This window comes from Halalkalicoccus sp. CGA53 (assembly GCF_036429475.1).
GTDB lineage: Archaea > Halobacteriota > Halobacteria > Halobacteriales > Halalkalicoccaceae > Natronorarus > Natronorarus salvus.
In genome coordinates this window covers 2364835-2389884 of the sequence record NZ_CP144125.1, presented here as the reverse complement: position 1 = coordinate 2389884, position 25050 = coordinate 2364835, and the positions used below count along the sequence as shown (strand labels likewise).

Annotated in this window: 27 protein-coding genes; 17 read left to right on the top strand and 10 right to left on the bottom strand. The window is 68.4% G+C overall.

Features of this window, described 5'->3' with window-relative positions:
- Positions 1-51 precede the first annotated feature (51 nt).
- The 10 genes from V2L32_RS14005 to V2L32_RS13960 all read left to right on the top strand — a co-directional run bounded on the left by V2L32_RS14005 (position 52) and on the right by V2L32_RS13960 (position 8970).
- A complete protein-coding gene (locus tag V2L32_RS14005; protein WP_331233078.1) occupies positions 52-1134 on the top strand; it encodes a TAXI family TRAP transporter solute-binding subunit in 1083 nt (360 codons plus the stop codon).
- A 13-nt stretch (positions 1135-1147) separates the two neighbouring features.
- A complete protein-coding gene (locus V2L32_RS14000; RefSeq protein WP_331233077.1) occupies positions 1148-1651 on the top strand; it encodes a DUF1850 domain-containing protein in 504 nt (167 codons plus the stop codon).
- Positions 1641-4361 carry a TRAP transporter permease gene (locus tag V2L32_RS13995; protein ID WP_331233076.1) on the top strand — a complete coding sequence of 907 codons (2721 nt, stop codon included), beginning with the start codon at positions 1641-1643 and terminating at the stop codon, positions 4359-4361. Before V2L32_RS14000 ends, V2L32_RS13995 begins: the two co-directional genes overlap by 11 nt.
- A 48-nt stretch (positions 4362-4409) precedes the next feature.
- Positions 4410-4691 (top strand): hypothetical protein, encoded by a 282-nt coding sequence (locus V2L32_RS13990; protein WP_331233075.1) that lies wholly within the window; start codon positions 4410-4412, stop codon positions 4689-4691.
- A gap of 24 nt (positions 4692-4715) precedes the next feature.
- Positions 4716-5171, top strand: coding sequence for a CopD family protein (locus V2L32_RS13985; RefSeq protein WP_331233074.1), 456 nt, complete (start codon positions 4716-4718; stop codon positions 5169-5171).
- A 3-nt stretch (positions 5172-5174) separates the two neighbouring features.
- Positions 5175-6071 carry an EamA family transporter gene (locus V2L32_RS13980; RefSeq protein WP_331233073.1) on the top strand — a complete coding sequence of 299 codons (897 nt, stop codon included), beginning with the start codon at positions 5175-5177 and terminating at the stop codon, positions 6069-6071.
- A gap of 69 nt (positions 6072-6140) precedes the next feature.
- Positions 6141-6311: a hypothetical protein gene (locus V2L32_RS13975; protein ID WP_331233072.1), complete on the top strand. Its 171-nt coding sequence runs from the start codon at positions 6141-6143 to the stop codon at positions 6309-6311.
- Between the two features lie 69 nt (positions 6312-6380).
- Positions 6381-7358, top strand: coding sequence for an aldo/keto reductase (locus V2L32_RS13970; protein WP_331233070.1), 978 nt, complete (start codon positions 6381-6383; stop codon positions 7356-7358).
- Between the two features lie 154 nt (positions 7359-7512).
- Positions 7513-8730: a cytochrome P450 gene (locus tag V2L32_RS13965; protein WP_331233069.1), complete on the top strand. Its 1218-nt coding sequence runs from the start codon at positions 7513-7515 to the stop codon at positions 8728-8730.
- Between the two features lie 39 nt (positions 8731-8769).
- Positions 8770-8970 (top strand): hypothetical protein, encoded by a 201-nt coding sequence (locus tag V2L32_RS13960; RefSeq protein ID WP_331233068.1) that lies wholly within the window; start codon positions 8770-8772, stop codon positions 8968-8970.
- Here the strand turns inward: V2L32_RS13960 and V2L32_RS13955 are convergent, their stop codons facing one another.
- Together V2L32_RS13955 and V2L32_RS13950 are read right to left on the bottom strand one after the other, a co-directional pair.
- Entirely contained in the window at positions 8971-11559 is a 2589-nt protein-coding gene (locus V2L32_RS13955) for a heavy metal translocating P-type ATPase (protein WP_331233067.1), read from the bottom strand.
- Between the two features lie 70 nt (positions 11560-11629).
- Positions 11630-12223, bottom strand: coding sequence for an AsnC family transcriptional regulator (locus V2L32_RS13950; RefSeq protein ID WP_331233066.1), 594 nt, complete (start codon positions 12221-12223; stop codon positions 11630-11632).
- A 127-nt stretch (positions 12224-12350) separates the two neighbouring features.
- Between V2L32_RS13950 and V2L32_RS13945 the strand changes: the two genes are divergently transcribed.
- A complete protein-coding gene (locus tag V2L32_RS13945; protein WP_331233065.1) occupies positions 12351-12548 on the top strand; it encodes a heavy-metal-associated domain-containing protein in 198 nt (65 codons plus the stop codon).
- Positions 12549-12554: 6 nt separating this feature from the next.
- Here V2L32_RS13945 and V2L32_RS13940 read toward each other — a convergent pair whose 3' ends face one another.
- The 4 genes from V2L32_RS13940 to V2L32_RS13925 all read right to left on the bottom strand — a co-directional run bounded on the left by V2L32_RS13940 (position 12555) and on the right by V2L32_RS13925 (position 14437).
- Positions 12555-12902 carry a DUF7347 domain-containing protein gene (locus V2L32_RS13940; protein WP_331233063.1) on the bottom strand — a complete coding sequence of 116 codons (348 nt, stop codon included), beginning with the start codon at positions 12900-12902 and terminating at the stop codon, positions 12555-12557.
- Entirely contained in the window at positions 12889-13539 is a 651-nt protein-coding gene (locus V2L32_RS13935; RefSeq protein WP_331233062.1) for a hypothetical protein, read from the bottom strand. The genes V2L32_RS13940 and V2L32_RS13935 overlap by 14 nt, the downstream gene beginning before the upstream one ends.
- Positions 13540-13692: 153 nt before the next feature.
- Positions 13693-14277, bottom strand: a complete 585-nt coding sequence (locus V2L32_RS13930; RefSeq protein ID WP_331233061.1) for a peroxidase-related enzyme — start codon at positions 14275-14277, stop codon at positions 13693-13695.
- Between the two features lie 31 nt (positions 14278-14308).
- Positions 14309-14437, bottom strand: coding sequence for a hypothetical protein (locus tag V2L32_RS13925; protein ID WP_331233060.1), 129 nt, complete (start codon positions 14435-14437; stop codon positions 14309-14311).
- Positions 14438-14532: 95 nt separating this feature from the next.
- On the opposite strand from V2L32_RS13925, the gene V2L32_RS13920 reads away from it, so the two are divergent.
- Positions 14533-15018, top strand: a complete 486-nt coding sequence (locus tag V2L32_RS13920; RefSeq protein ID WP_331233059.1) for a metal-dependent hydrolase — start codon at positions 14533-14535, stop codon at positions 15016-15018.
- Here the strand turns inward: V2L32_RS13920 and V2L32_RS13915 are convergent.
- Positions 15015-15800, bottom strand: coding sequence for an HAD-IIA family hydrolase (locus V2L32_RS13915; RefSeq protein WP_331233057.1), 786 nt, complete (start codon positions 15798-15800; stop codon positions 15015-15017). The two genes, V2L32_RS13920 and V2L32_RS13915, sit on opposite strands and share 4 nt — an antisense overlap.
- 79 nt (positions 15801-15879) lie before the next feature.
- Positions 15880-16686 carry an aldo/keto reductase gene (locus tag V2L32_RS13910; RefSeq protein ID WP_331233056.1) on the bottom strand — a complete coding sequence of 269 codons (807 nt, stop codon included), beginning with the start codon at positions 16684-16686 and terminating at the stop codon, positions 15880-15882.
- 89 nt (positions 16687-16775) lie between these two features.
- On the opposite strand from V2L32_RS13910, the gene V2L32_RS13905 reads away from it, so the two are divergent.
- Both V2L32_RS13905 and V2L32_RS13900 read left to right on the top strand, forming a co-directional pair.
- Positions 16776-17108, top strand: coding sequence for a VOC family protein (locus V2L32_RS13905; protein WP_331233055.1), 333 nt, complete (start codon positions 16776-16778; stop codon positions 17106-17108).
- Between the two features lie 94 nt (positions 17109-17202).
- Entirely contained in the window at positions 17203-18186 is a 984-nt protein-coding gene (locus tag V2L32_RS13900; protein ID WP_331233054.1) for a lamin tail domain-containing protein, read from the top strand.
- Positions 18187-18289: 103 nt separating this feature from the next.
- On the opposite strand, the gene V2L32_RS13895 is transcribed toward V2L32_RS13900, so the two are convergent.
- A complete protein-coding gene (locus tag V2L32_RS13895; RefSeq protein WP_331233053.1) occupies positions 18290-20149 on the bottom strand; it encodes a PH domain-containing protein in 1860 nt (619 codons plus the stop codon).
- A complete protein-coding gene (locus V2L32_RS13890) occupies positions 20146-20607 on the bottom strand; it encodes a PH domain-containing protein (protein WP_331233052.1) in 462 nt (153 codons plus the stop codon). Before V2L32_RS13890 ends, V2L32_RS13895 begins: the two co-directional genes overlap by 4 nt.
- 786 nt (positions 20608-21393) lie before the next feature.
- On the opposite strand from V2L32_RS13890, the gene V2L32_RS13885 reads away from it, so the two are divergent.
- From V2L32_RS13885 to V2L32_RS13875, 3 genes are all read left to right on the top strand, one after another.
- Entirely contained in the window at positions 21394-21522 is a 129-nt protein-coding gene (locus tag V2L32_RS13885; RefSeq protein ID WP_331233051.1) for a hypothetical protein, read from the top strand.
- Between the two features lie 192 nt (positions 21523-21714).
- Positions 21715-23751, top strand: a complete 2037-nt coding sequence (locus V2L32_RS13880; RefSeq protein WP_331233050.1) for a S9 family peptidase — start codon at positions 21715-21717, stop codon at positions 23749-23751.
- 46 nt (positions 23752-23797) lie between these two features.
- Positions 23798-25000: an iron-containing alcohol dehydrogenase family protein gene (locus V2L32_RS13875; protein ID WP_331233049.1), complete on the top strand. Its 1203-nt coding sequence runs from the start codon at positions 23798-23800 to the stop codon at positions 24998-25000.
- The last annotated feature ends 50 nt before the right edge of the window (positions 25001-25050 follow it).

Here is a 25050-nt window from a genome sequence, read left to right as displayed (position 1 = left end):
TGACAGGTTTCCGATACCCATATATGACCCCGAAGCGTGTTTGTCAGCGTCATGCGACGAACGTACCACACGCAGCCGCGCACCCGTCGAGCACTCCTCGGAACGATCGGGGGGGTCGGCGCGCTCACGCTCGCCGGCTGTGTCGGCGAGGAGCCGGAGGACGACGACGACGAGGACGCGGCGGACCCGGACGACGACGGCGAGGAGCCCGACGACGACGCCGAACCCGACGACGACGGGGAAGACCTCGACGACGACGCCGAACCCGAGGAGGGTGGCGAGCGCCTCGCCTGGCACGCGGGCGGCACCGAAGGTACCTACTACCCGCTCTCGGGCGAGATGAAGAGCATCGTCGAGGAGCACACCCCACACGTCCTGCAGGTGCAGGCGACGGGGGCCTCGGTCGAGAACGTCGGCAGCCTCGACGACGGCTCGGCGGACTTCGCGCTGATCCAGAACGACGTCGCCTACTTCGCGTTCAACGGCACGGGTCTCGAGGAGTTCGAGGGCGACCCGATCGAGTCGATCCGCGGGGTCGCGACGCTCTACCCCGAGACGATCCACATCATCACCCGCCCAGAGGCGGAGGTCGAGAGCCTGGAGGACTTGGAGGGCCGACCCGTGAACACCGGCGACCTCGGCAGCGGGACGCAGGTCAACGCCCTGCAGATCCTCGAGACGGTCGGGCTCACCACCGACGACTTCTCGGAACAGAACACCGGCTTCGGCACCGCAGCCGACCAGCTCAGGGACGGCGACGTCGACGCGGCGTTCATCGTCGGCGGCTGGCCGGTCGGCGCGGTCGAGGACCTCTCCCAGACCGTCGACATCGCGATCCTGAACATCGACGCGGAGACGCGCGAGGAGATCCTCGACGGTGCCGAGTGGTTCGCCGAGGACACGATCCCCGGCGGCACCTACGACGGCGTCGACGACGACGTCGACACGGTCTCGGTCCAGGCGATGATCGCGACCCGGGAGGATTTGGACGAGGGGATCGTCGAGGAGGTCACGGCGGCGATCTTCGACAACGTCGACGACTTCTCGATCAAGGCCGACTTCATCGACGTCGACACCGCACAGGACGGGATGTCGGTCGAACTCCACCCCGGTGCGGAAGCCTACTTCAGCTAGGGCCCGCACAGCCGTGGCACCTCTCCCCGATCACGTCGGCTCGCTTTCCGTCGTAGCCGTCGCGCTCGTCGTCTGTGTGGCGACCGCCGGCGCGGTCGGGGCCGGAAACGTGCTCACGATCACCGATGGGGAGGGGACGGTCCTCTACTCCACACCCGTCTCGGACGGGACGCTCGTAACCGTCGAGTACACCCACAGCGTCGAGAAGACCCTCGTGACGGAGGAGTACGCGGTCTCGGGGACCACGCTCTCGCCGACGCGGATGCTCTTCGACTCCTACGGCGCAGGCCTGCCATCGGACGCCGCCGTCGAACGCGCCGACGACGGCCGCTACGTCACCTACCCCGAGGGAAGCCACGAGGCCGTCCACCTCTCGCCGGGACCGATCGCGGGCCACACCCTGACCGTCGGCGAGGAGACCGTCGACCTGGTCGAACTCGCCGACGGTGAGAGCGTCCGGATCTCGGTCGAACCCCGCCTCGGAGCCCTCCCTCTCCAAGCCACCCATGTCGTCTGATCACACCGACACGCCGGACATCGCAGCGAGCGCCGACCCCGAGGACGTACTGACCGAAGAGGAACAGGAACGGCTGCTCCAGGAGGTCGAGAAACGGCGTACGCTCACGGGGCCGGTCGTCCTGCTGGTCGCGCTGATCGGCATCACCTTCTCGGCGTTCCAGATGTGGATCGCCGCAAGGAGCTACACCTTCTACCTCGCGGTGCCGCTCACCGACATCCAGTACACGATCACCAGTCTCCAGCAGCTCCAGGTGAACGCCATCCACGTCACGTTCGCGCTGGTGCTCTCCTTTCTGCTCTTTCCCTCGACGACCGGCGAGGGACCGCTCTCGCGCCGCGGTGCCCGGATCGTCCCCGCCGCGCGCGAGCGCGTCGGTGCCGGGAGCCCGCTCGCGGCCGGGCTCACCCGAATACAGGGCGGCGTCCGTTGGGCCGCCCTCGACCCCGGACGCGACCGGATCACGCCCGTCGACGTCGGCATGATCGGGCTCTCGCTGCTGATCCCGCTCTACATGATCCGGGAGTTCGACGAGATCCGGGCGATGCGCGCACGGGGGCTCGCCGCCGGCCGGTCGATCGACGAGGTCTACCCGCTGCTCGAGCTGCCGGTCTCGATCCTGGTCGCCGTCGGGATCCCGCTCGATCAGGTCTCCTACGCCTTCCTCCTCGGCGCGGTGGGGATCCTGCTCGTGATGGAGGCGACCCGACGGGTGCTGAGCCTCTTTCTGATGATCCTCGTCGGGCTGTTCGTCGCCTACGCCCGCTTCGGCTACCTGCTCCCGACCGATATCGCCGTGATCGGCTCGCTCGCGATCCCAAACCTCACCTGGGCGAGCATCATCAGCGCGCTCTGGTACACCGACCAGGGCGTCTTCGGCATCCCGGTGACGGTCTCGGTCCGCTTCATCTACATCTTCATCCTCTTCGGGGCGTTCCTCGAGATGAGCGGCGCGGGCAAGTGGTTCATCGACCTCGCCTACTCGCTGACCGGCACCCGCCGTGGCGGCCCCGCGAAGGCGAGCGTCGTCTCCTCGGGGTTCATGGGGATGCTCTCGGGCTCGTCGGTGGCGAACACCGTCACCACCGGCGCGTTCACCATCCCGCTGATGAAGCGCTCTGGCTACTCGCCGGAGTTCTCGGGTGCGGTCGAGTCCTCGACCTCCTCCGGCGGCCAGATCCTCCCGCCCGTGATGGGCGCGGCGGCGTTCCTGATCGTCGAGTACACCGGCACCCCGTTCCGCGAGGTGATCATCGCGGCGACGCTCCCCGCGATCGCCTTCTTCGTCGGGATGTGGGTGATGGTCCACCTCGAAGCTGGACGACAGGAGATCGGCGGGATCGACCGGAGCGAACTCGGGTCGATACCGGGCTACCTGACGGTGGGCTGGTTCTACCTCGTTCCCGTCCTCCTGTTGCTCTACTACCTCGTGATCGCCCGGCTCTCGGTCGGCCGCGCCGGCTGGCTCACCATCGTCGCCGTCGTCGCGCTGATCGCGTTCATCGCCGCCTACGAGGAGCGGACGAGAGTGCCGCTCATCGGCGCCATCCTCGCCGTCTTCCTCGCGAACACCGCGGCGTTCGCCACCGCGGGTGTGAGCCTCGCGGGCGTCGTCTCGGGGGCCGCCGGCGAGACGCTCTCGTTCGCGGAGGGGATCCGAGCCTCGTTGGGAACGCTCGACGTGGTGGTGTTGATCGTGAGCCTGCTGTTCGTCGCCGCCCGTCCCCGGGGCGACGCGCCGCTGCTCGAACTCGATCCCTCCGTCGGCGAGACCGCAGACCGCGCGAACGAGCTCACGGGACGGTCGTTCGCCACCACCAAACCCGGGACCTTCCTCACGTTCGTCCTCCGATCGATGGACTCGGGGGCGCGAACCGCGACCACCGTCGTGATCGCCGTCGCCGCGGCGGGCGTCATCCCGGGCGTGATCGCCGTCAGCGGGCTGGGTCCGAACCTCGCGGCCCTGATCGAGGCGGTGAGCGGGGGCTCGTTCATCGTCCTGTTGCTGCTCACCGGGATCTCGGCGGTGATCCTCGGGATGGGGATGCCGACCACCGTCATGTACATCATCCTCGTCGCGATGCTCGGCGGGCCGATCGCCGAGTTCGGCATCGCCATCCTGGCGGCGCACCTGTTCATCCTCTACTTCGGGCTGATGGCCGACGTCACCCCGCCGGTCGCGGTCGCCGCGTTCGCCGCCGCGGGCGTCGCGAAGGCCGACGAGTTCGCCACCGCGATCATCGCGTTCATGCTCTCGCTGAACAAGATCCTCGTCCCGTTCGCGTTCGTCTTCTCGCCAGGGATCCTGCTGCTCCGTCCCGACGAGGAGGGCTACCGGATCATCACCGCCGCCGACGTCGCCGACGTCGGCTTTTTCGTTCCGGAGGTCGCCATCCCGATCGTCGGGATGTTCGTCGGCGTCTACGCGATGGGCGTCGCGATCATCGGCTACTACCAGGACGAGGTGAGCACGCCCCAGCGCGTGCTGTTCGGGATCTCCTCGGTGGCGATGATGGCGCCCGCGCTCTTCCTGCTCTCGGCGCAGGGGATCGGCCGGTGGGCCGGCGTCTGGCTGATCCTCGACCAGCCGATGTTCGACCTCGGTCTGCGCGCACTCGGACTCGTGTTGCTGGTCGCGCTCCTCGTCGTCAACCGCCGGGGAACGGACGAGGCGGAGCCGCAGCCGACGGGTGCCAGCGCGACCCGCTGATCGGTCGAAACCCGTCGAGTTTAGCACCCGTCGACGCGGAGGAGCGACATGGCCGACCCTCCCGACCGGATCGAACGCTCGCGGTTCGACCCTCGCGAGGTTCGGATCGAGCGCTCGCCCGCGGCGCTCGCGAGAAACGGCCTCGTCGTGCTCGCCTGGACCGCGCTGCTCGCCTGGCTGTTCGCGAGACGGAGCTATCCGGAGACCGCGTTCTACGCGCTCGCGGTCGGCGCGCTCGTCTTCTACCTGATCCTGCTCGCCTCGGTCGACTCCCGGGTGAGCGACGCTGACGGGGGGGCCGAACGATCGGAGCGAAACCGCAAGGGCTGATACGGCGCCGTCGAACGTGCGGGTATGGCGATCCACACCGCGATGAACGCGCTCCACCTGCTGTTCGCCGCCCTCTGGGTCGGCAGCGTGTTCTTCGTCACCCTCGGCGTCCTCCCGTTCGCTCGGAGAGGTGAGTTCAACGCCGCCCCCCTCGAATCGGTCGTCTCCCGGCTGAAGACCGTCTCCCGGGCGAGCGTACTCGTCCTACTCGTCACCGGCGGCCACCTCGCGGGGACGGGCTACACGACCGAAACCCTGTTCGGTTCGACCCGCGGCCACCTCGTCCTCGCGATGGTCGCGCTCTGGTTCGTCCTCGCGGCGCTCGTCGAGGTCGGGTCGGCCAGGCTCGCCCGCGGGCTGGCCGAGCGAAAGGTCAGAGAGCCCGCCGCGCGAGCGCGGCCCTTCTTCCTCGCGGCGTCGGCCGTCGGCGTGCTCCTGTTCGTCAACGCCGCGCTCATCACCAGCCCGCTCTCGTTCTGAGCGATGGTCGACGCCCTCCTCGGTGCCGGACTCGCGCTCGTCGCGGCGCTCGCCTGGGCCGCCCAGTACGTCTTCGTCAGGCTCGCGACGACCGACGGCTCCACGCTCGACGCCGTGACGGTCGCGCTGATCTGTAACGTCCTCATCGTCGTCCCCCTCGCGGTGGTGTTCTCCTCGCCCGCGGAGGTGACGAGCCTCGAAGCCGTCGGCGCGTTCGTCGGTGCCGGTCTGGCCGGCTCGCTGTTCGGCCGGCTCTGTCAGTTCCGGGCGGTCGAGACGATCGGAGCCAGTCGATCGGCACCGGTCGTCGCCTCGACCGCGCTCTTCTCGACCGTCCTCGCCGTCGCCTTCCTGGGAGAGGCGCTAACCCTCGTCCACGCCCTCGGTATCGTCCTGATCGTCGCGGGCGTCGCCTACATCTCCTGGGAGACGGCGAGCGAGGAAGCGGAGGTCCCGCTCCGAGAGGTCGGCCTCTCGCTCGCGGTCCCGCTCGGCGCGGCGGTCTTCTTCGCGATCGAACCGGTGTTCATCTCCTGGGGACTCGCCGACGGGACGCCCGTGCTCGCCGGCTTCGCGATCAAGGTCACGGCCGCTTCCGTAGGATTTCTCCTCGCGCTCGCGCTCACCCGGTCGTTGCCCGACTCCGACCTACTCGGTCCCAGCCTCCGGTGGTACGTCGCCGCCGGCGTCGCCAGCACGCTCGCCCTCGGGGCGTACTTCCTCGCGCTCGAGATCGCCCCGGTGGTCGTCGTCGTCCCGATCATCCAGGTCTCACCGCTCGCGGTGCTCGTCCTCTCCTATACCTTCCTCCCGCGTGGACTCGAACGGGTCACCTGGGATCTGGCGGTCGCCGCGAGCGTCGTCGTGGCCGGTGCGATCGTCGTCTCGGTCTCGGGGTGAGTCGTTCGAACCCGGCTCCCCGGTTTGGAGTCCCAGAAAGGGTATGAATAGTCCCCGAAACTCGTTCGCATGGACGATACGATGCTCGTCCTCGTAGGCGTTCAAGTCCCGCTCGTCGGCCTCAGCGCGCACGTCGTCATCCCGGAGTCGAATACGTTCTGGGTGCTCGCGTTCTCCTCGCTGTTCGTCGGGACCGGGATCGTCGGCGTCGCGGTCGCGTCATCGGGGCTCGACGACTGAGCCCTTCGGTCGAACCCGCCGTTCTGCCGCCTCGGGTACGCTTTTGTGAACCGCCCGCACACACCGTGCATGGAGTACACCACCCTCGGATCGACGGGGCTGAACGTGAGCCGGATCTGTCTCGGCTGCATGAGCTTCGGCTCGAAGGAGTGGCGCCAGTGGGTGTTAGAAGACGAGGAGGGGAGAGAACTCGTCGAGCGGGCGATCGACCTCGGGATCAACTTCTTCGACACCGCGAACATGTACTCGCGTGGGGAGTCCGAACGGATCCTCGGCGAGGCGCTCTCGGGCTACGACCGCGACTGGCCGGTCGTCGCGACGAAGGTCTACAACCCGATGGACGAGGGGAACCCGAACGCACGCGGCCTCTCGCGGAAGGCGATCGAGCAGGAGCTCGAGAACAGCCTCGAGAGACTCGACATGGAGACGGTCGACCTCTACCAGATCCACCGCTACGACGAGGAGACGCCGATCGAGGAGACGCTCGGCACCCTCGACGACGCGGTCAGGCGAGGGACGGTGAGATACGTCGGCGCGAGCTCGATGTGGGCCTACCAGTTCGCCGACGCGCTCGCGACGAGCCGGCTCTTAGACCTCGAACGGTTCGTCTCGATGCAGAACCACTACAACCTCGTCTACCGCGAGGAAGAACGCGAGATGCTGCCGCTCTGTCGCGATGAGGGGATCGGCGTGATCCCGTGGAGCCCGCTCGCCCGAGGATATCTCGCCAGGCCACACGATGAGATCGACGCCACGACGCGTGGAAGCACGGAAGAGCACATCTACCGACACCCGTACCGCGAGGGCGGCGGTCGCGAGATCAACGAGCGCGTCGAGGAGCTCGCCGCGGAGGAGGACGCGACGATGGCACAGATCGGCCTCGCATGGCTGCTCTCGAAGGATGCGGTCGACGCGCCCATCGTCGGGACGACGAGCGTCGAGCACCTGGAGCAGGCCGTCGCGGCGCTCGACATCTCGCTCTCGGGGAGCGATATCGAGTACCTCGAGGAGCCGTACGAGCCGGTTCGCGTCTCCGGTCACGACTGAGCGCCCGCCGGATCCCGGTTTCGTACCACGTCTCGATCTCTCTCCCCGTTGGATGCGCCGAGAGTAGTCTAAGTTCAACAGTCGTACTCGGTTCGTGATTGGGGACGAAGGGTGCGATGCAAACACTGTTGGTCGCCATCGACGTACACCCACCATGAGCGCGGCAGACCCACAGCCGATCGTGACGTTTCCCGAGGCCCTCTCGACACGCGGGGGCTGGCTCGAGCCCTTTCTCTGGTACGACCGGATGCGACGGGAGTCCCCGGTTCGCTACGACGGGACGCGAGAGGTGTGGGACGTCTTCGCCTACGAGGAGGTGAAGGCGGTGCTCTCCGACGACAGCGCGTTCTCGGTCGACCCGATGAACCTCCCGAGCGAGCGCTCGACGGAGATGGAGGAGTCGCCGATGACCGAGACGATGCTCTTCACTGACCCGCCGGAGCACCGTCGGCTCCGCGCGGTCGCGGAGAGCGAGTTCAGACCGAACGCCGTGGCCGACCTCGAACCCGCGATCAGACGGATCACGCGCGAACGCGTAGAAGACGCGCTCTCCGAACCCGAGTTCGACTTCGTCGCCGACCTCGCGTACCCGGTGCCGGTGATCGTCATCGCGGAGCTGCTCGGCGTGCCCGCCGACGACAGGGATCGGTTCAAGTCCTGGTCGGACACGCTCGTCGCCCGCCCGGACGAGGAGACCAGAGAGGGGTTCGAGCGACTCCAGCGCGAGCAGGAGACGGCGCTCTCCGAACTCCAGGAGTACTTCGCCGGAATGATCGACCGGCGCCGTACGGACCCGCGCGAGGACCTGATCAGCGCGGTGGTCCACGACGAGGAGGCCGAACTCACCGAGCGCGAACTGATCGGCTTCTGTATGCTGTTGCTCGTCGCGGGCAACATCACGACGACGAACCTGCTCTCGAACGCGCTACGGTGTCTGGAGGGCCGACCGGAGCTCACGCGCCTGATCGTGGAGGACGAGACGGCGAGGAGCCACACGGTCGAGGAGGTCCTCCGGTACCGCTCGCCCGTCCAGGCGTTCTTCCGGGTCGCGAAGCGGGAGGCCGACCTCGGCGGGCAGACTATCACCCCCGGCGAGGGGGTCGTCGCGTGGATCGGCTCGGCAAACCGGGATCCGAGGAAGTTCGACTCGCCCGACGAGTTCGACCCGACGCGCTCGCCGAACCAGCACATCGCGTTCGGCCACGGGACCCACTACTGTCTGGGCGCGCCGCTTGCGAGGTTGGAGGCGTCCGTAGTGCTCTCGGAGCTGTTCGAGCGGATCGAGGGCTTCGAGATCCGGACGGACGAACTGCAGCCGGTGCGCAGTTCGTTCATCTACGGCGTCGAGTCGCTTCCCGTCGCGGTCGAGTGAACCGGATCGCTTTTTCGCCTCGCTCCCCTCCACGGAGACATGACAGTCGAGACGGCCGACGACGCGCGGTCGAAAGCGAGGGAAGCCCTCGAGGTGGCGGGGTACGACGACGTCTCGCTCACCGACGAGCCACACCAGCAGACGGCGACCTGGGTCGTACCTGCCGAAGCCGACGGCGAGCGGCTGAACGTCCACGTCAGCGAGAACGGCGAGTCCGAGATCGCCGAGATCGACGGGTAGCTACCGGAGTCGGCCGAGGAACCGGTACTCCTCGTGGGGATCGTAGTTCGCGAACGCGAGGCTGTTGGTCATCACCGAGACGGACGAACCGGCCATCGCGAGCCCCGCGAGCGCGGGGTTGAGCAGGCCGAGCGAGGCGATCGGGATCAGCGTCACGTTGTAGGCGAACGCCCAGAAGAGGTTCTGGCGCACCTTCGTGATCGTCGCCTCGGAGATCCGGATCGCCTTCAGCACGTCCGCGGGATCGTCGCGCATCAGCGTAACGTCCGCCGACTCGATCGCGACGTCGGTCCCGGACCCGATCGCGACGCCGACGTGGGCGGCGGTGAGCGCGGGCGCGTCGTTGACCCCGTCGCCGACCATCATCGCCCGCGCCCCCTCTCTCTGGATCGCCTCGATCTCGTCGGCCTTGTCCTCGGGCAACACCTCCGACCGGACGTGTTCCTCGTCGATCCCGACCTCCCTCGCGACCGCCCGTGCCGTCCGGTCGTTGTCGCCGGTGAGCATCACGACTCGCAGGCCCCGGTCTCGAAGCGCGCTCACCGTCTCCTTCGCGCTCTCTCTCACCGTGTCGGCGCTCGCGATAACCCCGAGAAGCTCACCGTCGCGGGCGACGAGCATCGCGGTCTTGCCCTCGCTCTCCAGACGCTGCATCGTCTCCTCTACCTCGCCCGGATCGACGCCCGCCTCGCCCAGCAGTCTCCGGTTGCCGACGAGCACCTCGCTTCCCGCGACCGTCGCGCGGATCCCGTGACCGGGGACGTTCTCGAAGCCCTCCGGATCGTTCGTCTCGACCCCTCGATCGCGAGCGCCCTCGACGATCGCTCGCGCCAAGGGATGTTCGGAGCCGGACTCCGCGCTCGCTGCCGCTGCGAGCACCGCCTCCTCGGTCGTCCGGGGTTCGAGGACACCCCCGTCGGGGAGGCCGCCGTCCGCTCGCGCCTCGTCGACCGGGACGACGTCGGTCAGGCGCATCTCGCCGTGGGTCAGCGTCCCGGTCTTGTCGAAGACGACCGTGTCGATCCCGCGGGCCTTCTCGAGGATATCCGCACCCTTGTAGAGCACGCCGTTGGTCGCGGAGATGGTCGAGCCGACCATCGTCGCCGCGGGCGTCGCCAGCCCGAGCGCACAGGGACAGGCGATCAGGAGGGCGGAGGCGAGGACGATCATCGAGAACTCGATCACGGGAACGCCGCCAGCGACGGGTCCGCCGCCGACGGGCTCCCAGAGCGGCAGCGCCGTCGTCACCGCGTAGATCGTCTCGGGGAACGCGAACCAGACGGTCGCCCAGAGGAGCGCGTTCGCGATCACCGCGGGGACGAAGTACGCGCTCACCCGATCGACCAGCCGCTGGATCTCCGGCTGGCGGGCCTGGGCCTCCTTCACCCGCTCGACGATCTGCTGGATCGCGGTGTCCTCTCCGACCTTCGTCGCCTCCACCACGAGCAGCCCGTTCTCGTTGATCGTGCTCCCGACGACCTCGTCACCCTCCGTCTTCTCCACCGGGACGGACTCGCCGGTGACCATCGACTCGTCGACGGCGCTCTCTCCGTCGAGAACGACGCCGTCGGTCGGGATCCGCTCGCCGGGCCTGACCTTCATGTGGTCGCCGACTTCGACCGCCGAGAGCGGAACGACGACCTCCTCGCCCTCTCTGACGAGCGTCGCCTCCTCGGCCTCCATCTCCAGCAGTGATCTGAGGGCGTCGCTCGCGCGCGCCTTCGAGCGGGCTTCGAGCCAGTTCCCGAGGGTGATGAACCAGAGGATGAACGCCACCGCCTCGAAGTAGAGCCCGCCGTCGGCGACGGCTCCCAGGAGGACGGCCGTACTGAACAGGTAGCCCGCGCTCGTCCCGACGGCGACGAGCGTGTCCATGTTCGCCCGGCGGTTCTTCGAGAAGGCCCGCCACGCCCCCACGAGGAACTCCCTTCCGAGCGTCGCCATCAGCACCGTCGCGAGGCCGAACTCCAGCCAGCCCGGCGGATGGGCGATCCCGTGCGGGACGGGCGAGGCGACCCCTGCAAGCCCGAACAGCATGTCGACCATCATCGGGACGAACGGGAGGGTGAGGACGCCACCGAAGAGGACGAGCCGCCACTGCTTTCGCATCTCGCGTTCGATCGCCGACTCCCTGCGCTCGGTCAGCGCCTGGCCGTCCTCTCCCTCGTCCTCCCGGACGGGTTCGTAGCCCGCAGCCGCGACCGCGTCGTAGATCGCAGGGAGCGAGAGCTGAGCCGGGTTGAACTCGACGTGTGCCTCGTCGGTCGCGAAGTTGGCGTCGACGCGGAGCACGCCCGGCAGCCCCTCCACCGCCTCCTCGACGCTGGCCGAGCAGGTGGCACAGCTCATTCCGCCGACCTCAATCCGCGCGCTCGCGCGCTCGGGCTCGTAGCCCGCGCCCTCGATCGCCTCGTAGATCGCAGAGAGCGAAACCCGGTCGGGATCGTACTCGACGTGGGCCTCGTCGGTCGCGAAGTTCGCACTCACCGACGTCACCCCGGAGAGCGCGCGCACCGCCTCCTCGACGCTCCCCGAACAGGTCGCACACGACATACCGGAGACCTCGATCCCCGTCCGCTCTGAACTCATCGTCCTACTAGAGGGGCTCCCCCTTGAACGGGGTTGTCCTTTCGATTCCAAAGCACGGGGCCGAGGTGAGCTACGAATCGACTCCCTGGGCGAGCGACTCGTAGCGGTCGACGTAGAGCCGTTCGCACGACGAACAGCAGAAGTGCTTCCGGTCGCCGTCGACCCGTCGGCTCACGCCGCCCGGTCCGACCGGGTTCTCGCACTCGACGCAGGTCAACGAGAACTCCGCGCCGCCGACCGAGGGCGTCCACTCCACGTCCGCGAGGAGCGCCACCTCTTCCACGTCGACCTCGGTGCCGAGCGACGCCGAGAGCCAGGTCCGCACGTCCCGATCGGGGGCGTTCGCGTGGACGACGAGGTCCCCGTCCGCCGTCTGGAAGACGTGTTCGACCGCCTCCAGCGCCACGAGCGCGTCGCGAATCTCGCCCACCCGCCCGGAGTCGACGGCGAGCGTCACGAGGACCGGCGTGCCGTTCTCAAGCGTCGAGCGGTCCAGGTCGACCGTGAACCGCCGGACGACGCCCGCCTCCCGCAACCGCGAGATCCGATCGGAGACCGCAGGCGGCGAGAGCCCGACGTGTTCGGCGAGATCGCTGTACGGCCGGCGGGCGTCCTCGATCAGCAACGAGAGTAGTTCGAGGTCGACGTCGTCGAGGTCGGTCATGCGGCAGCTACGGACAGGATACGAAAGTAGATTCCGGAGTTCGCCTTCGGTCAAACGACGAACCGGCACCTACTACCGAACGATCGAAAGGCTAACGGTGAAAAAGGTTGCGGCACTACCGACGGGTGTGAGCTACACACTGACCGTCACCGAGATGAAGTGTACCGGCTGCGAGGACACCGTCACTGACGCGGTGGGCGAGATCGACGGCGTTTCGGAGGTCACGGCCGACCACGAGGCGGACAGGGTCACCGTCGAGGGCGACGCCGACGAGGGCGAGGTCCGAGACGCGATCGAGGGTGCGGGCTTCGAGGTCGCGGGGTAGTCCCGATCACGACGGCGGGGACCGCTCCGAGTCGGCGATCATCGCCCCGACGGCCTCACCGGTCTCCGTGAGGACGTACCCCCGGTCGGTTTTGCGGACGAACGGTCCGCGCAGACGTCCGAGGTGGTAGTTGAACCTGCCGGTGTCGCGGACGTCCGTCAGCCGGCGGAGTTCGGAGAACGAGAGCGCCGTCTCTCCGGTGACCGTACAGCCGCGCTCGTAGAGCGCTTCGACGACCCGGAGCCGGGTGTCGTCGGCGAGCAGATCGAACGTCTCCGGGAGGGTCGGCGCCCCGGGCGCCTCTCCGAGCGCCTCCCGGATCGGGCGCCCCGGCCCGGGATCAGCGTCCGTCATCGAAGGAGACGTCCTCGACGGAGACCTCGACGACCGTCGGCCGGCCGGCCTCGTCGCGGCTCCAGGCGAGCCGGGGGACGATCGGGTACTCCTCGATCCCCTCCTCGATCCGGAGCGTCGCCGTCTCGCCCCGGGCGAGCGACTCGACGATCCGTCGACGGGCCTCCGGCGGGAAGGCGTTCATGCCCTCGACCCCCCTGCCACGTCGGATCGCGACGACCTCGACCGCGAGCCCGTTCCGGTCGGTCCGGAGCGACACCCGAAGCGGGATCTGACAGCTCGGGTCGTCCTCGGAGCCCTCGAAGACAACCACGGCGTCCTCGGCGGCGGAGAGCGCCGACATCTCCTCGTCCAGGTCGTCCTCCCAGCCCGTCGGCTCCGGGCCGAGACCGCCGACCGACGCCCGGATCGAGTTCGCGACCTTCTGGCGGATCTCGCGCTGGAGCTCGTCGGCCAGGTCCGCCTCCGGCGCGCTCCACCGCCCCCCCGTCCCGGCACCCACTCCGTACCCGCCGCGGGACCGACGGAGCCCCCGGTGGAGCACCTCCTCCCACGAGAGGTCGAGTTCGTTCTTCCGTGCTCGCATCCGCTCGAACACCTCGTCGTCGTCGATCGAGATCCTGATCTCCCGGGTCATATGTGTGTCTTCGTTGTAGCCATATATAAATACCCTCCAAATCGACTCATGTAGAACTCACATAGATGTGAGTCGGGCCGGTTCCTGTGGAGATCCGGCCGGTTTCGTCGACGCTGTGCGGTCGGTTCCGATCGCGTCCTCGTCCGTCCGGTCTCACTCGTCGTCCGGGTACCCCAGGGTGTGGAACTCGCGGTTCGGTCGCATGTCCGCGAGGTGAGCCATCCTGTTGCTGAGGTTGAAGAAGCTCGCGACGCTCCCGACGTCCCAGATCGCTTCGGGAGTGAAACCGACCTCGCGGAGCCGTTCGAGGTCCCGTTCCTCGACCGTCTCGGGAGCTTCGGTGAGTTTGACTGCGAGATCGAGCATCCGTCGGTGTCGCTCGCTCAGCTCGGCGGTCCGGTAGTTCGCGACGAGCTGGTCGGCGAGTTCGGGGTTCTCCGAGTAGATCCGTAAGAGTGCGCCGTGGGCGACGTTGCAGTAGTAGCAGTGGTTCACGCCGGAGACGGCGACGACGATCATCTCCACCTCCTCGCGGGTGAGCGCTCCCTCCTCGACGAGCGCGTCGTAGTAGGCGAAGAAGGCACGCGACTGTGCGGGCCGGAAGCCGTAGGCGAGGAAGACGTTCGGGGTGAACCCCGCGCGCTCGGTCTCGGCCTCGATCCGTTCGCGGAGGTCCGCGGGGAGTTCCTCGGGATCGGGCACGTCGAATCGGGTCATCGCGGGTGTCTCCTCGGTCATGGCTCACCCTCGTCCGGTCGGAGTATAATACTCACCACACCCCGGCGCGGCCGAGCGCGACGATCGCGGCGTAGCCGAAGATACCGGCGACGAAGAGCACGACCGGGATCAGGAACGGGCCGAACGTCTCGACCAGCGCGTCGACGACCAGCGGATCCATGCCCGGGGTTGGGAGCCAGCGAGTATACCGTTGTCCCGTCGGCCCCGACGCCCGCGGTGAGATGCACTCATAATCCCCCCGTTCCAAGCGAGGGTATGTACAAGTACGGCCACATCGGGGCCGCGCTGACGCTCTACGCGCCGGTGGGATTTCTCCTCCTGACGCTGGGCCTCGGCGAACTCGCGGTTCTCGGCGGGCTCCTCTCGATCGCGCTCTCGACACTTCCCGACGCCGATCACGCCCTGCCGCTCGTCTCCCACCGGGGGATCACCCACACCGTCTACTTCGCGCTCGCCGTCGGCGGGATCGTCGGCGCTGCGGGCTACCTCTCAGCGGACCTGCTCGGCTACGACCCGCTGCTGCTCGCCTCCGTGGGGTTCGGTGTGAGTACGCTCGCCATCGTCTCGCACCTGCTGGCCGACTCGATCACCCCGATGGGGATCCGCCCGTTCACGCCACTGTGGGGCTGGCACTACTCCGCGAACGTCGTCCCCGCGAAGAACCCGATCGCGAACCTCCTCCTGCTCGCAACGGGGATCATGGCCGTCACCGTCGCGCTGGTCCTCGCCGTCGGGCTCTAGAGCTTCGTCAGCACGTCCTCGATCTCCGCGATCGAGTCGATGACGTGAGTCGGCTCGACCGGAGAGCGCGCGATCGCCCGGTCGTCGGTCACGCCGGTCCGCACGAGCACGCTCTGCATCCCCGCCCGCTCGCCCATCGCGAGGTCGGTGTCGAGACGATCGCCGATCACGAGACAGTCCTCTAAAGGAACTCCGATCGCCGCTCTCACCGCCTCTATCGTCGTCTCCGAGGGCTTTCCCATCATCCGATCCGGCTCGCGACCGCTCACGCCGGCGATCGCCCGCACGATCGCTCCCGACCCGGGAACGACGCGGTTCTCCCCGACCGGGATCGTCACGTCGGGGTCGGTCCCCACGAACAGCGTCCCCTCGTCGGAGAGTGCGACGAGCGATTCGGTGAGGGTGTCGTAGGAGAACTCCCGATCGATCGAGGCGACGAGGACCGCCGCACGCGACGGCTCCTCGGTGAGCGTGAGACCCTCCTCCGAGAGCTGTGTCCGAAGTCCCGACTCGCCGATCACGTAGATCGTCCCCTCCGGGTGTTCGCTGGCGAGGTTCGACGCCGTAATCGAGCCGGCGGTGAGCAGGTCCTCGGAGGCGACGTCGAAGCCGAGGCGGCGGAGCCGCTCGGCGTACGCCGCCCGCGTCTCGATCGGGTTGTTCGAGACGAACAGCGGGTCGATCCCCGCCTCGCGGAGCCGCGAGACGGCCTCGATCGCGCCGGGGACCACGCTCGTTCCCCGGACGACCGTCCCGTCGACGTCGATCACCGCACCCCTCATACGGACCGCCGTGAGTCGTTTCCGGAACGACCCCGAACCACGCAGCGGTCGCTCCGGTAGACAGCCACAGCCGTCCGTATCACGCCGCGTTCCACGGGGCCTCCTCGAAGTCGACCAGCCGGCGTCGCTCTTCCAGCGCGTCGATCTTCTCGATCTCTCCGGGCTCGAGTTCCTCCGCGAGCGCGAGCGCCCGGTAGTTCTCCGCTATGTGCCCTCCACGGGCCTTCGGGATCGGGTAGATCCCTTTCTCGATCGCCCACGCGAGGGCGACCTGCGCCGCGGTCGCGTCGTGGCGCTCGGCCACGTCGTTGATTTCAGGCACCGAAAACAGCTCCCCCCTCGCGATCGGCGAGTAGGCGACGAGGTGGTGGCCGTCCTCGGCGGCGAACTCGCGTAGTCGCTCCTGTGGGAGCAGCGGATGACACTCGACCTGGTGGGCGAAGATCGGTTCGTCGAGTTCCCGCCGAGCGACCTGTAGCTGGTCGATCCGGAAGTTCGATAGCCCCACGTGTTCGATCACCCCTCGCTCCCGGAGTTCGGAGAGCGCCGAGAGCGTCTCGTCGGGGTCGTACGTGTTCAGCGGCCAGTGGACGTAGAGCAGGTCGATCGTCTCGACGCCGAGTTTCTTCCTGCTCGCCTCGGCGCTCTCGAGAACGTCCTCGTAGGCGAGGTTTCCGGTCGAGAGCTTGGTGGCGAGGAAGAGCTCCTCGCGGGGGACGGCGGCGTTCTCGATCGCGTCGCCGACGAACGCCTCGTTCTCGTAGCCCTGTGCGGTGTCGATATGTCGGTAGCCGACGTCGATCGCGCGTTCGACGCTCTCGACGCACTCTTCGGGGTCCTCGAGCTTGTACGTCCCGAACCCGAGTCGTGGGAGGTCGATCGTCATACCGACACGTGGGGAACCGACGAGCAAAACGACTGGGGTTATGAGAGCGAGGAGAAACGGTTAGCACCCCCGGAGGAGATACCCACACCATGTCCGGCATCGTCTTCTTCGCGACCGAACGACGCGACGCGGTGGTGGAGTTCTACCGCGAACACCTCGACGCCGAGATCTGGCTCTCACAGACCGACTGTACGGTCCTCGATCGGGGTGGCTTTCGCTTCGGCTTCTGCTCGCGCGAGTCGGCGGAGACGTGTGGCATCCTCACGTTCGTCGAGGACTCACGGGAGGGCGTCGACGCGGTCTACGGCCGGCTCGGAGCACACGCCGAGGGCGAACCGACGGAGGTCGAACGGTACGGGATCTACCGCTTCTTCGCGAACGACCCGGAGGGGCGTACGGTCGAGGTCCAGCGGTTCCTCTAGCGGCGCTCGTCGCGTCCTCGAACCGGTCCGCCGGACCCGATCGGCACGAGCCACACACCCACAGGGTGAAGGGGCCGTGACGAGATGCTGGGGTATGCACCGGAGGGTCTTCATCGGCGCCGTCGGGCTCACGGTCCTCGCCGGCTGTGCGGACGCGGACGTCGGGGACGATGGGGAAACCGACGAGGGATCCGACCGCGACGACGAGAACGGGTCCGGAGCGGACGACGCGATCGAGTTCGAGGAGGTCGACGACGGGGCCGCCGAGGTGGAGACACCGGACGACGAGAGCGACGACGGTGAGGAGACCGACGACTCGGAGGCTGACGACGACGAACGGGAGGGGGACGACCCGGACGAGGAGACCGGGGAAGCAGAGGACGTAGAGGAGGAGGAGGAGGAGGAGGAGGAGACGCACACGGTGACCGTCACCGTCGTCGATCACCCGAGCGGGGAGCAGGTCGAGGGAGCCACCGTGAGACTGGAGGACGCGGGGACCGGATCGGTCGTCGCGGAGGGGACCACGGACTCCGGGGGAAGCGTCGCGCTCGACGTCTCGACCGGCGAGTACCTGCTGCATGCAGACGCGGAGGGGTACGTCGACGACGGGACCGAGACGTCGGTCGAGGTCGACGGCGATACCGAGGCGGAACGCTCGGTCTCCTCCGAAGACGGCGAGGAGGGCGACGAGCGGGACGACGAGACAGAGGAGGCCGACGTCGAGGTCGGTGACGTACTCGAGGTCGCGGGGTTCGAGGTGGCCGTCGACAGCCCCGAGGAGGAGTACGTCGCGCTCGCGAACACGGGCGAGGAGCCCCTCGACCTCACCGGCCACGAGCTGTGGGACCGGGAGGAGGGCGTCGTCGCGTCAGACGGCGATCCCGAGGCTCCGTACGTCTTCCCCGAGTTCGTCCTGGACGGGAACGCCACCGTTCGGATCTGGACCGGGAGCGGTGGGGACGACGCGGAGAACCTCTACTGGGGCGAGTCGACGCAGGTGTGGAACCGGGAGGGCGACACGGTCCGGCTGTTCGATCCCGAGGGAACGCTCGTCTTCGAACGGGACGTCCTCCGGTAGCCCCGTCGCCAGCCCCGGGAGTCCGATCGGTCGCACCTCGGGATCACGTGGTCGTCGTCCGTCGACGGTCCCGTCCGGTCCACGATCGTGGACCGGACGGCGTCTATCTCGGCTCCTCTTCCGTCTCGCCCTCGTCGCCCTCGCGCTCACCGTCCACGTCGTCGGTCCGCCGATCCGTTCTACCGACGTTCTCCCCACCACCGTCGTCGGTGTCGTCACCGGTCGTCGGCGCGTCCGGATCCGTCTCTCCCTCCCCGTCGACCGGTTCGTTCGATCCGTTCGGTCCGCGGCACTCCGCGCCCGTCCGATCGGGCGGTGGCGGATCGGGGCCGGACTCTCCCACCCAGTCGAACGCCCCCTCGTCCGTCGCACGACCCTCGCCGTTCTCCGAGCCCGAGACCGACGTCCGATCCGCCGCGAGCGCCGCGGCGTCCGGGTCCCAGAGCGGTCGCTCCCGCATCGCTCGCCGGCGCTCGCGTGCCTCGCGTTCGCGCCGTTTCTCGCGTGCCCGCTCGATCAGCGCCTCCTGGAGTCGTTCCCCGATCGTCCCCCTGAACCGCTCGGCCGCCTCGCGGTCGAGGTCGACCGCCTGCGAGTCCCCGCCGATCAGGCTACCCGTGCCGGCCGTGTCGACGGTCACCGTGGCGAGGCGCCAGCGTCGCTGGAAGAGCGTCTGCGTCTCGATGACGTTCTGGACCCGGTAGTAGGGGACGATCCGCGTCGTCTGCCGCCAGAAGCCGTTTCGCGTCAGGACGTACCCCGCCGCCGCGCGGTAGCCCCGGGCCTTCCACTTGTAGTGACCCGCGAACGGGGCGACGAGCAGACCGACCGCCGCCGCGTACCAGTAGGTCTCGACGCCGGTGACGAACTCGGCGGTGAACAGCGCCCCGCCGAGCAGGGTGAATCCGATCAGGTAGCGGACGACGTAGCGGTGGCGTGCGCGTTTCGGCGGCCGTTCGAGTTCGACGTCGGGGAACGCCTCGATCTCGCGGCCGATCCCCCACGCCCGCTCGCGTCTCGCGATCGGAACCGCCGCCTCGGAGCCGACGTTGGCGTCGCCCCGTCCGGGGGCGTAGCCCGCCGTCTCGATCGCGAGCGTCGAGTAGCCGAACAGCCGTTTCAGCAGGTTCTCGCGAAAGGCGAGCGTCTGGACCTTATCCAGGGGAATCGTCCCGTCGAAGCGCTGGATCAGCCCGCGCTCGTAGCGGAGTTCGTCGCCGGCCTGCGTGAGTCGGAAGCCGTAGGTGTTGAACACCGCACCGACGCCGCTCAGGAGCGCCGAGCCGACCACGACGAGCGCGAGGCCGACCGCGACGACCACGATCGGACTGATGGGCAGCCCCGCGACGACGTCCACCAGGACGCCCGGCGCAGCGAACGAGAGCAGGACGAACACCGCGGAGGCGAGCCTGAGGTCGAAGGAGGCGACCGCGAGGACGAGCAGGTCGTTCGGCGTGATCTCGTAGAGCGCCCGTTCGGGTCTCTCCTCCTCGGGTTCGCCCACCGCCGCCTCCGCGTCGCGTTTCTGTCTCCGGAGGTCGTTCTGGAGGCGTTTGGCCTCCTCGTAGGCGACGTAACGCAACATCGCCTCCGTCTGGCTCCCGCCGGCGGTCTCGATGCGGACCTCCGCGACGTCGAGCGCCCGCTGGACGACGTTACGCGAGATGTCGATGTTCTGGATGCGGGCGTATGGGATCTCTCGGTTGCGCCGCGAGATCACGCCCGATCGGATGTCGAACGTGTCGGGGGTGAGTTCGTACTCGAATCTCCGATAGTAGGCGACCTGCCAGGCGATCAGGAGACCGACGACGACGACGACGGCCACGGGGAGCAGCACGAGCGAGAGGCCGCCGACGACCGGCGCGGCGAATATCCCCCCGAAGATCACGAGCGGGAGCAGTCCGATCCCGCCCTGGACGACCCGGTAGGGGATCGAGACGGGGTGCAGTTTCGTCCCGGTCATACGGCGTCGTCACCCTCGGCCTCGGTCGCGAGCCGCTTGAGCCGGGCCTGGAGGTCGTCGGCTCCCGTGGGGGTGAGTCCCGGGACGGTGACGTCGGCCCCGCGCGATCCCGCGGTGTAGACCACCGTACTCGCGAGTCCGGTGAGCCGTTCAAGCGGACTGCGCCGCGAGTCGACGTGCTGGATCCGCACGAACGGAACGACCGTCTTCACCCGGGTGAACACGCCGCGTTCGAGGTAGAGTTCGTCGCCTCTGATCTCGTAACGCCAGACCCGATACCGGAGCAGGCTGTGGAACGCGAATAGCACGAAGAAGGCGAGGAAGACGCCGCCGGCGAGGGGGAGGCCGACCTCGACGGTGAAGAAGTCCACCACGCCGGCGACGAGGGCGAAGAACGCCGCGGAGACGACCGCCTGTCCGATCCAGACGAGGCGGATGCGGGGATGGAGCGAGTTCATCAGGTGGGGTTCGAACCGAGGCGAAATGAAAGAACGGGTTCTCACCTCGTTCGATCGGCGGGGGAGCGTCCCGGGCGTCGGAGTCCCTCGCTACGGCCTCCGGACCTCGGAGGTGTCGTGGTCGGGGCCGACACGCTCGGCAGCGGGTGTCGTCACCGGAAAGAGACCCCCGAATCCCCGAGCGCACCGCATCTCGAGCAGACCGTCGGACGTCGAGGGGCGGGGTGAGCCCGTGTCAGAGGCGGGTCGGACTCCCCCGATCCGGCGGTCACGCTCGTCGACGAGCAGTGTGGTCGTCACCGTCCCACCGACCGCCATCCCCCCGTACGAGGAAAACCCGAAAGTCAGTTGACGCTAGATACCGAGGAGCTGCCTCCCCGAGGGTTCAATACTGAGACCGCGACCGTCACGGTCCCTCGAACGGCACGTCACAGACCGCCCGTTCCGCTCCGTAGAGGTGGGTCGCGAACGTCGGCTGGGAGACGCCGAGTGTCGGCGACCTCCCGCCCGGTGAGGGTCCGTGGCGACTCGAAGAACCCGCTGGGGGACGAGGTGTAAAGCAGCTCCGTCCGTCTACGCGAGCGAGCCCCCTCGGTGAGCCGGGTGACCTCGGCGAACGAGCGTCGCGGCGGGCCACAGAGGGATCCGACGGGGGAGGGTAGTGCCTCTGGCAACTCCGCGGCCCCGCCGGATCGGGTGTCACTATCACTCGATCACGATTTTTGTTTTCCGTTTCGAAAAAGATTATTGCGAATTCTTAAATGCGCGTCGCGCGAACGAACAGGTATGAGTCGAACCATCCACGACGACGCGGTCGCCGACGAGCAGCCGGAACTCGAACTCTACCTGCCCGGAACGCCATCGCTCGAGATGCTCGAGCGTCTCGAGGGGTTCCTCGTGCGGCTGACGAACTGAGACGTCGCGACCGGATCGGTGGACCGGACGTCCGATTTTTCTGCCGACCACCCGCGTCCGTTCTAGAAAGCTATCGACCTTCCCCGCACGCTGCCGTACGGTACCGGAGGGTCAGCGAGCGAACGCCGGGAATCCCTCGAGGTCGGTTGCCGGAAGACCGGCGTTCATGGCCTACCGTGCCGACGTGGTCGCATGTCCGAGCTACCGGCGGAGGCGCTCTACGACCTCCGCACCCCGACCGAGCTCGCGCTCTCGCCCGACGGCGACCGACTCGCCCTCGTCGTCGACGAGTTCGATCCGACCGAGGAGACGAGGCGGTCGTCGCTGCTCGTCGTCCCGACCGACGCGAGCGAAAGGCCCCACCGACTCACCCGCGCCTCGTCGGCCTCCTCGCCGGCGTGGAGCCCTGACGGCTCCAAACTCGCGTTCCTCGCGGCCCGGGAACCCGACACGGAGCTCCGGGTGGGCCGGGAGGACGAAGCGGTCGGAAACGGCGAGGACGAGGGCGACGCCGACGGCGACGACGAGCCGAAAACGCAGCTCTGGGCGTTCGACCTCGCCCGTGGGGGCGACGCGAGACAGCTCACCGACCGCGAGGAGGGCGTCCGCGAGTTCGCCTGGGGGCCGGAGGGCGACCGACTGGTGATCTCCGCGCGCGATCCGACGGAGGAGGAACGGGAGTATATAGAGCGACGCGAGGCTGGCGGGCCCGTCGAGACCGAACGCCTCCAGCACAAAGCGGACGGGGTGGGCTGGCTCGACACGGTGCGGAGCTACCTCTTCGTGATCGAGTACGGGAGTCGCGAGGAGACGCGCCTCGACGAGGCCTACGGCGCGGGAGCGATGGAGCCGCTATCGGGGCTCCAGCCCGCCTGGGCGCCCGGCGAGCGGATCGCGTTCGTCACGAACCGGGAGGGAGAGCCCGACGACTCCTACGCGATGGACGTCTGCACGATCGAGCCGGACGGTTCGGATCTCAGGGAGAGAACCGACGGCTCGCTGATGGCGAGCGCGCCGACCTGGAGTCCCGACGGCGAGCGCCTCGCGTTCGTCGCCGGACAGCCCGACAACTGGTACGTCCCCTCGGAAGTGTTCGTGACGGATGGAGAGGTCCGCTCGCTCTCGGCGAGCCTCGACCGGACCGTCGCGCGGGACGCCGAACCGCACTGGCTCGATTCCGAGACAGTTCTCGCACGGATCGCGAACGAGGGCAACACTCGGCTGGCCCGGCTCCCGCTCGACGATGACGCCGAGTGGACGCTCGACGCCCAGGGGGAGGGGCGCTCGCTCGCTGGCTGTTCGGTCGCCTCGGAGACCGTCGCACTACTCGTCAACGAACCAGGTACCGGTTTCGATCCGTACGCCCTCGACGCGGCGGCCCTCGACGGCGGAGAAAAGCCGTTCACGAGGCTGGCCGACCTGAACGCGGGCTTCGAGCGTGCCGACGCCTTCCCGGAGATGACCCGGATCGACGTCGAGAGCGAGGGGGAGACGGTCGAAGCGCTCGTCTACTACCCCGAGGAGTTCGACCCGGAAGCGCCCGTCGCCCGGCCGCTGCTCGTCGCGATCCACGGCGGGCCGATGTCCTACGACGAGCCGGTCCGGGGCTTCGACTTCGCGTACTGGACCTCTCGAGGCTACCTCGTGATGCGACCCAACTACAGCGGGAGTTCCTCCTACGGCCGGGAGTTCTGCGAGCGCCTCAGAGGCCGCTGGGGGACCCACGAGGTCACCGACGTCGCCGCCTGTACCGAGGCGCTCGTCGAACGCGGCTGGGCCGAGGAGGACGGACTCTTCGTCACCGGCTTCTCCTACGGCGGAATATCGACCGCGTTCCTCGTCTCCCAGACCGATCTCTACACCGCAGCGGCGGCCGAGCACGGCATCTACGACCTCCGGTCCTGTTTCGGCACCGACGACACGCACCTGTGGCTGGAGAACGACTTCGGCCTGCCGTGGGAGGAGCGCGAAACCTACGACGGCGCCTCCTCGATCACGGACGTGGATCGGATCGAGACGCCGCTTCTGGTCACCGCGGGTGGCGAGGACTGGCGCTGTCCGCCCTCCCAGGCCGAACAGCTCTACGTGAGCGTGAAAAAGCGTGGCGTTCCCGCGAAACTCGTCGTCTACCCCGGAGAGCACCACGCGGTGGACGATCCCGACCGGGCGATCCACCGGTACGAGGAGCTGGCGGCCTGGTTCGAGCGGTTCGACCCCGCTCGCAACTGAGTACCGCTTTCGCCACCGCTTTATCGCGTCCCGATGAGGGGGACACATGCTACCGATCGCCGGTTCGTTCGAGTACGACTACCGGGGCTGTGATCTGCTCTACGGTCGCGGGCGCGTGGCCGACCTCGGTGAGTACCTCGCGAGGCGGGGCCGTGACCGCGCGCTGATCGTCTGTGGATCGAACGTCGGGGCGAACGAGGCGCTGATGGCACGGATTCGCGAGGGGCTGGGAGAGCGTCACGTCGGAACGTTCGACGGGACGGTCCCCGAGAAACGGGTCGAGACCGCCTTCTCCCTGATCGGGCAAGCAGAGGAGACGGGGGCGGACGTCCTCGTGGGCGTCGGCGGCGGGAGCAGCCTCGACACCGCTCGGCAGGCGAGCCTCCTCGCGACCGACGACCGATCGCTCTCGGACCTCCGGGAGGAGGCGCTCGAGGGGGCGGTTCGCTCGCCGGAGCCGACGGAGGATCCCCTCCCCGTGGTCGTGGTCCCGACGACGTTCGCCGGTGCGGACGTCTCGGCGGGCGGCTCGCTCGAGGTCCTCCCTGCATCCGACTCGCCGACGGGCCAACCGATCACCGTCAGCGGGTCGGCGATGCCGATCGCGGACGTGGCCGACCCGGCGCTGGTCGAGACGAGTCCCCCTGGCGTCCTGGCGGGTTCGGCGATGAACGGCCTGGACAAGGGGATCGAGACGCCGTACGCCCGGGACGCGAACCCGGTGAGCGACGCGCTCGCGGTCCACGGGCTACGGCTCATGAGTGACGCCCTGCCACGGGTCGTCGGGGAGGGCGAGGACGCTGCCGAGGAAAGGGAGGCGATGGACCGGGCGGTCGTCGGCTCGTTGCTCGTCCAGCTCGATCGGAAGATCTCGATCGTCCACGCGTTCGGCCACGGGTTCGCGCGGCGGTACTCGGTCCAGCAGGGGGCGGTCCACGCGGCCGTCGTCCCCCACGTGCTCGAGTACCTCTTCGGCGAGGTGGACGGGAGCCGGTCGCTCCTGGCACGCGGGTTCGGGGTCGATCCGGAGGGACTCTCGGACGACGAGGTGGCCGACGCCGTGGTCGAGCGGGTCGCGGAGGTCCGCGACTCGATCGGCCTGCCGGCGCGTCTCCGGGAGCTCCCGGAGACGCGAGAGGAGGACCTGCCGGCGATCGCCGCGTTCGTCGTCGACGATCCGCCGATGGAGCGCTCCCCTACGGACCCGACCGTCGACGAGATAGAGCGGGTGCTCCGGGCGGCCTGGTAGCAGGGGAACGGAGCCCGCTCCCAGATTTATACTCGCGGACGAACTACGCT

Coding starts and splice junctions, on each gene's coding strand:
- V2L32_RS14005 (WP_331233078.1), top strand. CDS start 52: ATGCGACGAACGTACCACACGCAGCCGCGCACCCGTCGAGCACTCCTC.
- V2L32_RS13995 (WP_331233076.1), top strand. CDS start 1,641: ATGTCGTCTGATCACACCGACACGCCGGACATCGCAGCGAGCGCCGAC.
- V2L32_RS13990 (WP_331233075.1), top strand. CDS start 4,410: ATGGCCGACCCTCCCGACCGGATCGAACGCTCGCGGTTCGACCCTCGC.
- V2L32_RS13985 (WP_331233074.1), top strand. CDS start 4,716: ATGGCGATCCACACCGCGATGAACGCGCTCCACCTGCTGTTCGCCGCC.
- V2L32_RS13980 (WP_331233073.1), top strand. CDS start 5,175: ATGGTCGACGCCCTCCTCGGTGCCGGACTCGCGCTCGTCGCGGCGCTC.
- V2L32_RS13975 (WP_331233072.1), top strand. CDS start 6,141: ATGGACGATACGATGCTCGTCCTCGTAGGCGTTCAAGTCCCGCTCGTC.
- V2L32_RS13970 (WP_331233070.1), top strand. CDS start 6,381: ATGGAGTACACCACCCTCGGATCGACGGGGCTGAACGTGAGCCGGATC.
- V2L32_RS13965 (WP_331233069.1), top strand. CDS start 7,513: ATGAGCGCGGCAGACCCACAGCCGATCGTGACGTTTCCCGAGGCCCTC.
- V2L32_RS13960 (WP_331233068.1), top strand. CDS start 8,770: ATGACAGTCGAGACGGCCGACGACGCGCGGTCGAAAGCGAGGGAAGCC.
- V2L32_RS13955 (WP_331233067.1), bottom strand. CDS start 11,559: ATGAGTTCAGAGCGGACGGGGATCGAGGTCTCCGGTATGTCGTGTGCG.
- V2L32_RS13950 (WP_331233066.1), bottom strand. CDS start 12,223: ATGACCGACCTCGACGACGTCGACCTCGAACTACTCTCGTTGCTGATC.
- V2L32_RS13940 (WP_331233063.1), bottom strand. CDS start 12,902: ATGACGGACGCTGATCCCGGGCCGGGGCGCCCGATCCGGGAGGCGCTC.
- V2L32_RS13935 (WP_331233062.1), bottom strand. CDS start 13,539: ATGACCCGGGAGATCAGGATCTCGATCGACGACGACGAGGTGTTCGAG.
- V2L32_RS13930 (WP_331233061.1), bottom strand. CDS start 14,277: ATGACCGAGGAGACACCCGCGATGACCCGATTCGACGTGCCCGATCCC.
- V2L32_RS13925 (WP_331233060.1), bottom strand. CDS start 14,437: ATGGATCCGCTGGTCGTCGACGCGCTGGTCGAGACGTTCGGCCCGTTC.
- V2L32_RS13920 (WP_331233059.1), top strand. CDS start 14,533: ATGTACAAGTACGGCCACATCGGGGCCGCGCTGACGCTCTACGCGCCG.
- V2L32_RS13915 (WP_331233057.1), bottom strand. CDS start 15,800: ATGAGGGGTGCGGTGATCGACGTCGACGGGACGGTCGTCCGGGGAACG.
- V2L32_RS13910 (WP_331233056.1), bottom strand. CDS start 16,686: ATGACGATCGACCTCCCACGACTCGGGTTCGGGACGTACAAGCTCGAG.
- V2L32_RS13905 (WP_331233055.1), top strand. CDS start 16,776: ATGTCCGGCATCGTCTTCTTCGCGACCGAACGACGCGACGCGGTGGTG.
- V2L32_RS13900 (WP_331233054.1), top strand. CDS start 17,203: ATGCACCGGAGGGTCTTCATCGGCGCCGTCGGGCTCACGGTCCTCGCC.
- V2L32_RS13895 (WP_331233053.1), bottom strand. CDS start 20,149: ATGACCGGGACGAAACTGCACCCCGTCTCGATCCCCTACCGGGTCGTC.
- V2L32_RS13890 (WP_331233052.1), bottom strand. CDS start 20,607: ATGAACTCGCTCCATCCCCGCATCCGCCTCGTCTGGATCGGACAGGCG.
- V2L32_RS13885 (WP_331233051.1), top strand. CDS start 21,394: ATGAGTCGAACCATCCACGACGACGCGGTCGCCGACGAGCAGCCGGAA.
- V2L32_RS13880 (WP_331233050.1), top strand. CDS start 21,715: ATGTCCGAGCTACCGGCGGAGGCGCTCTACGACCTCCGCACCCCGACC.
- V2L32_RS13875 (WP_331233049.1), top strand. CDS start 23,798: ATGCTACCGATCGCCGGTTCGTTCGAGTACGACTACCGGGGCTGTGAT.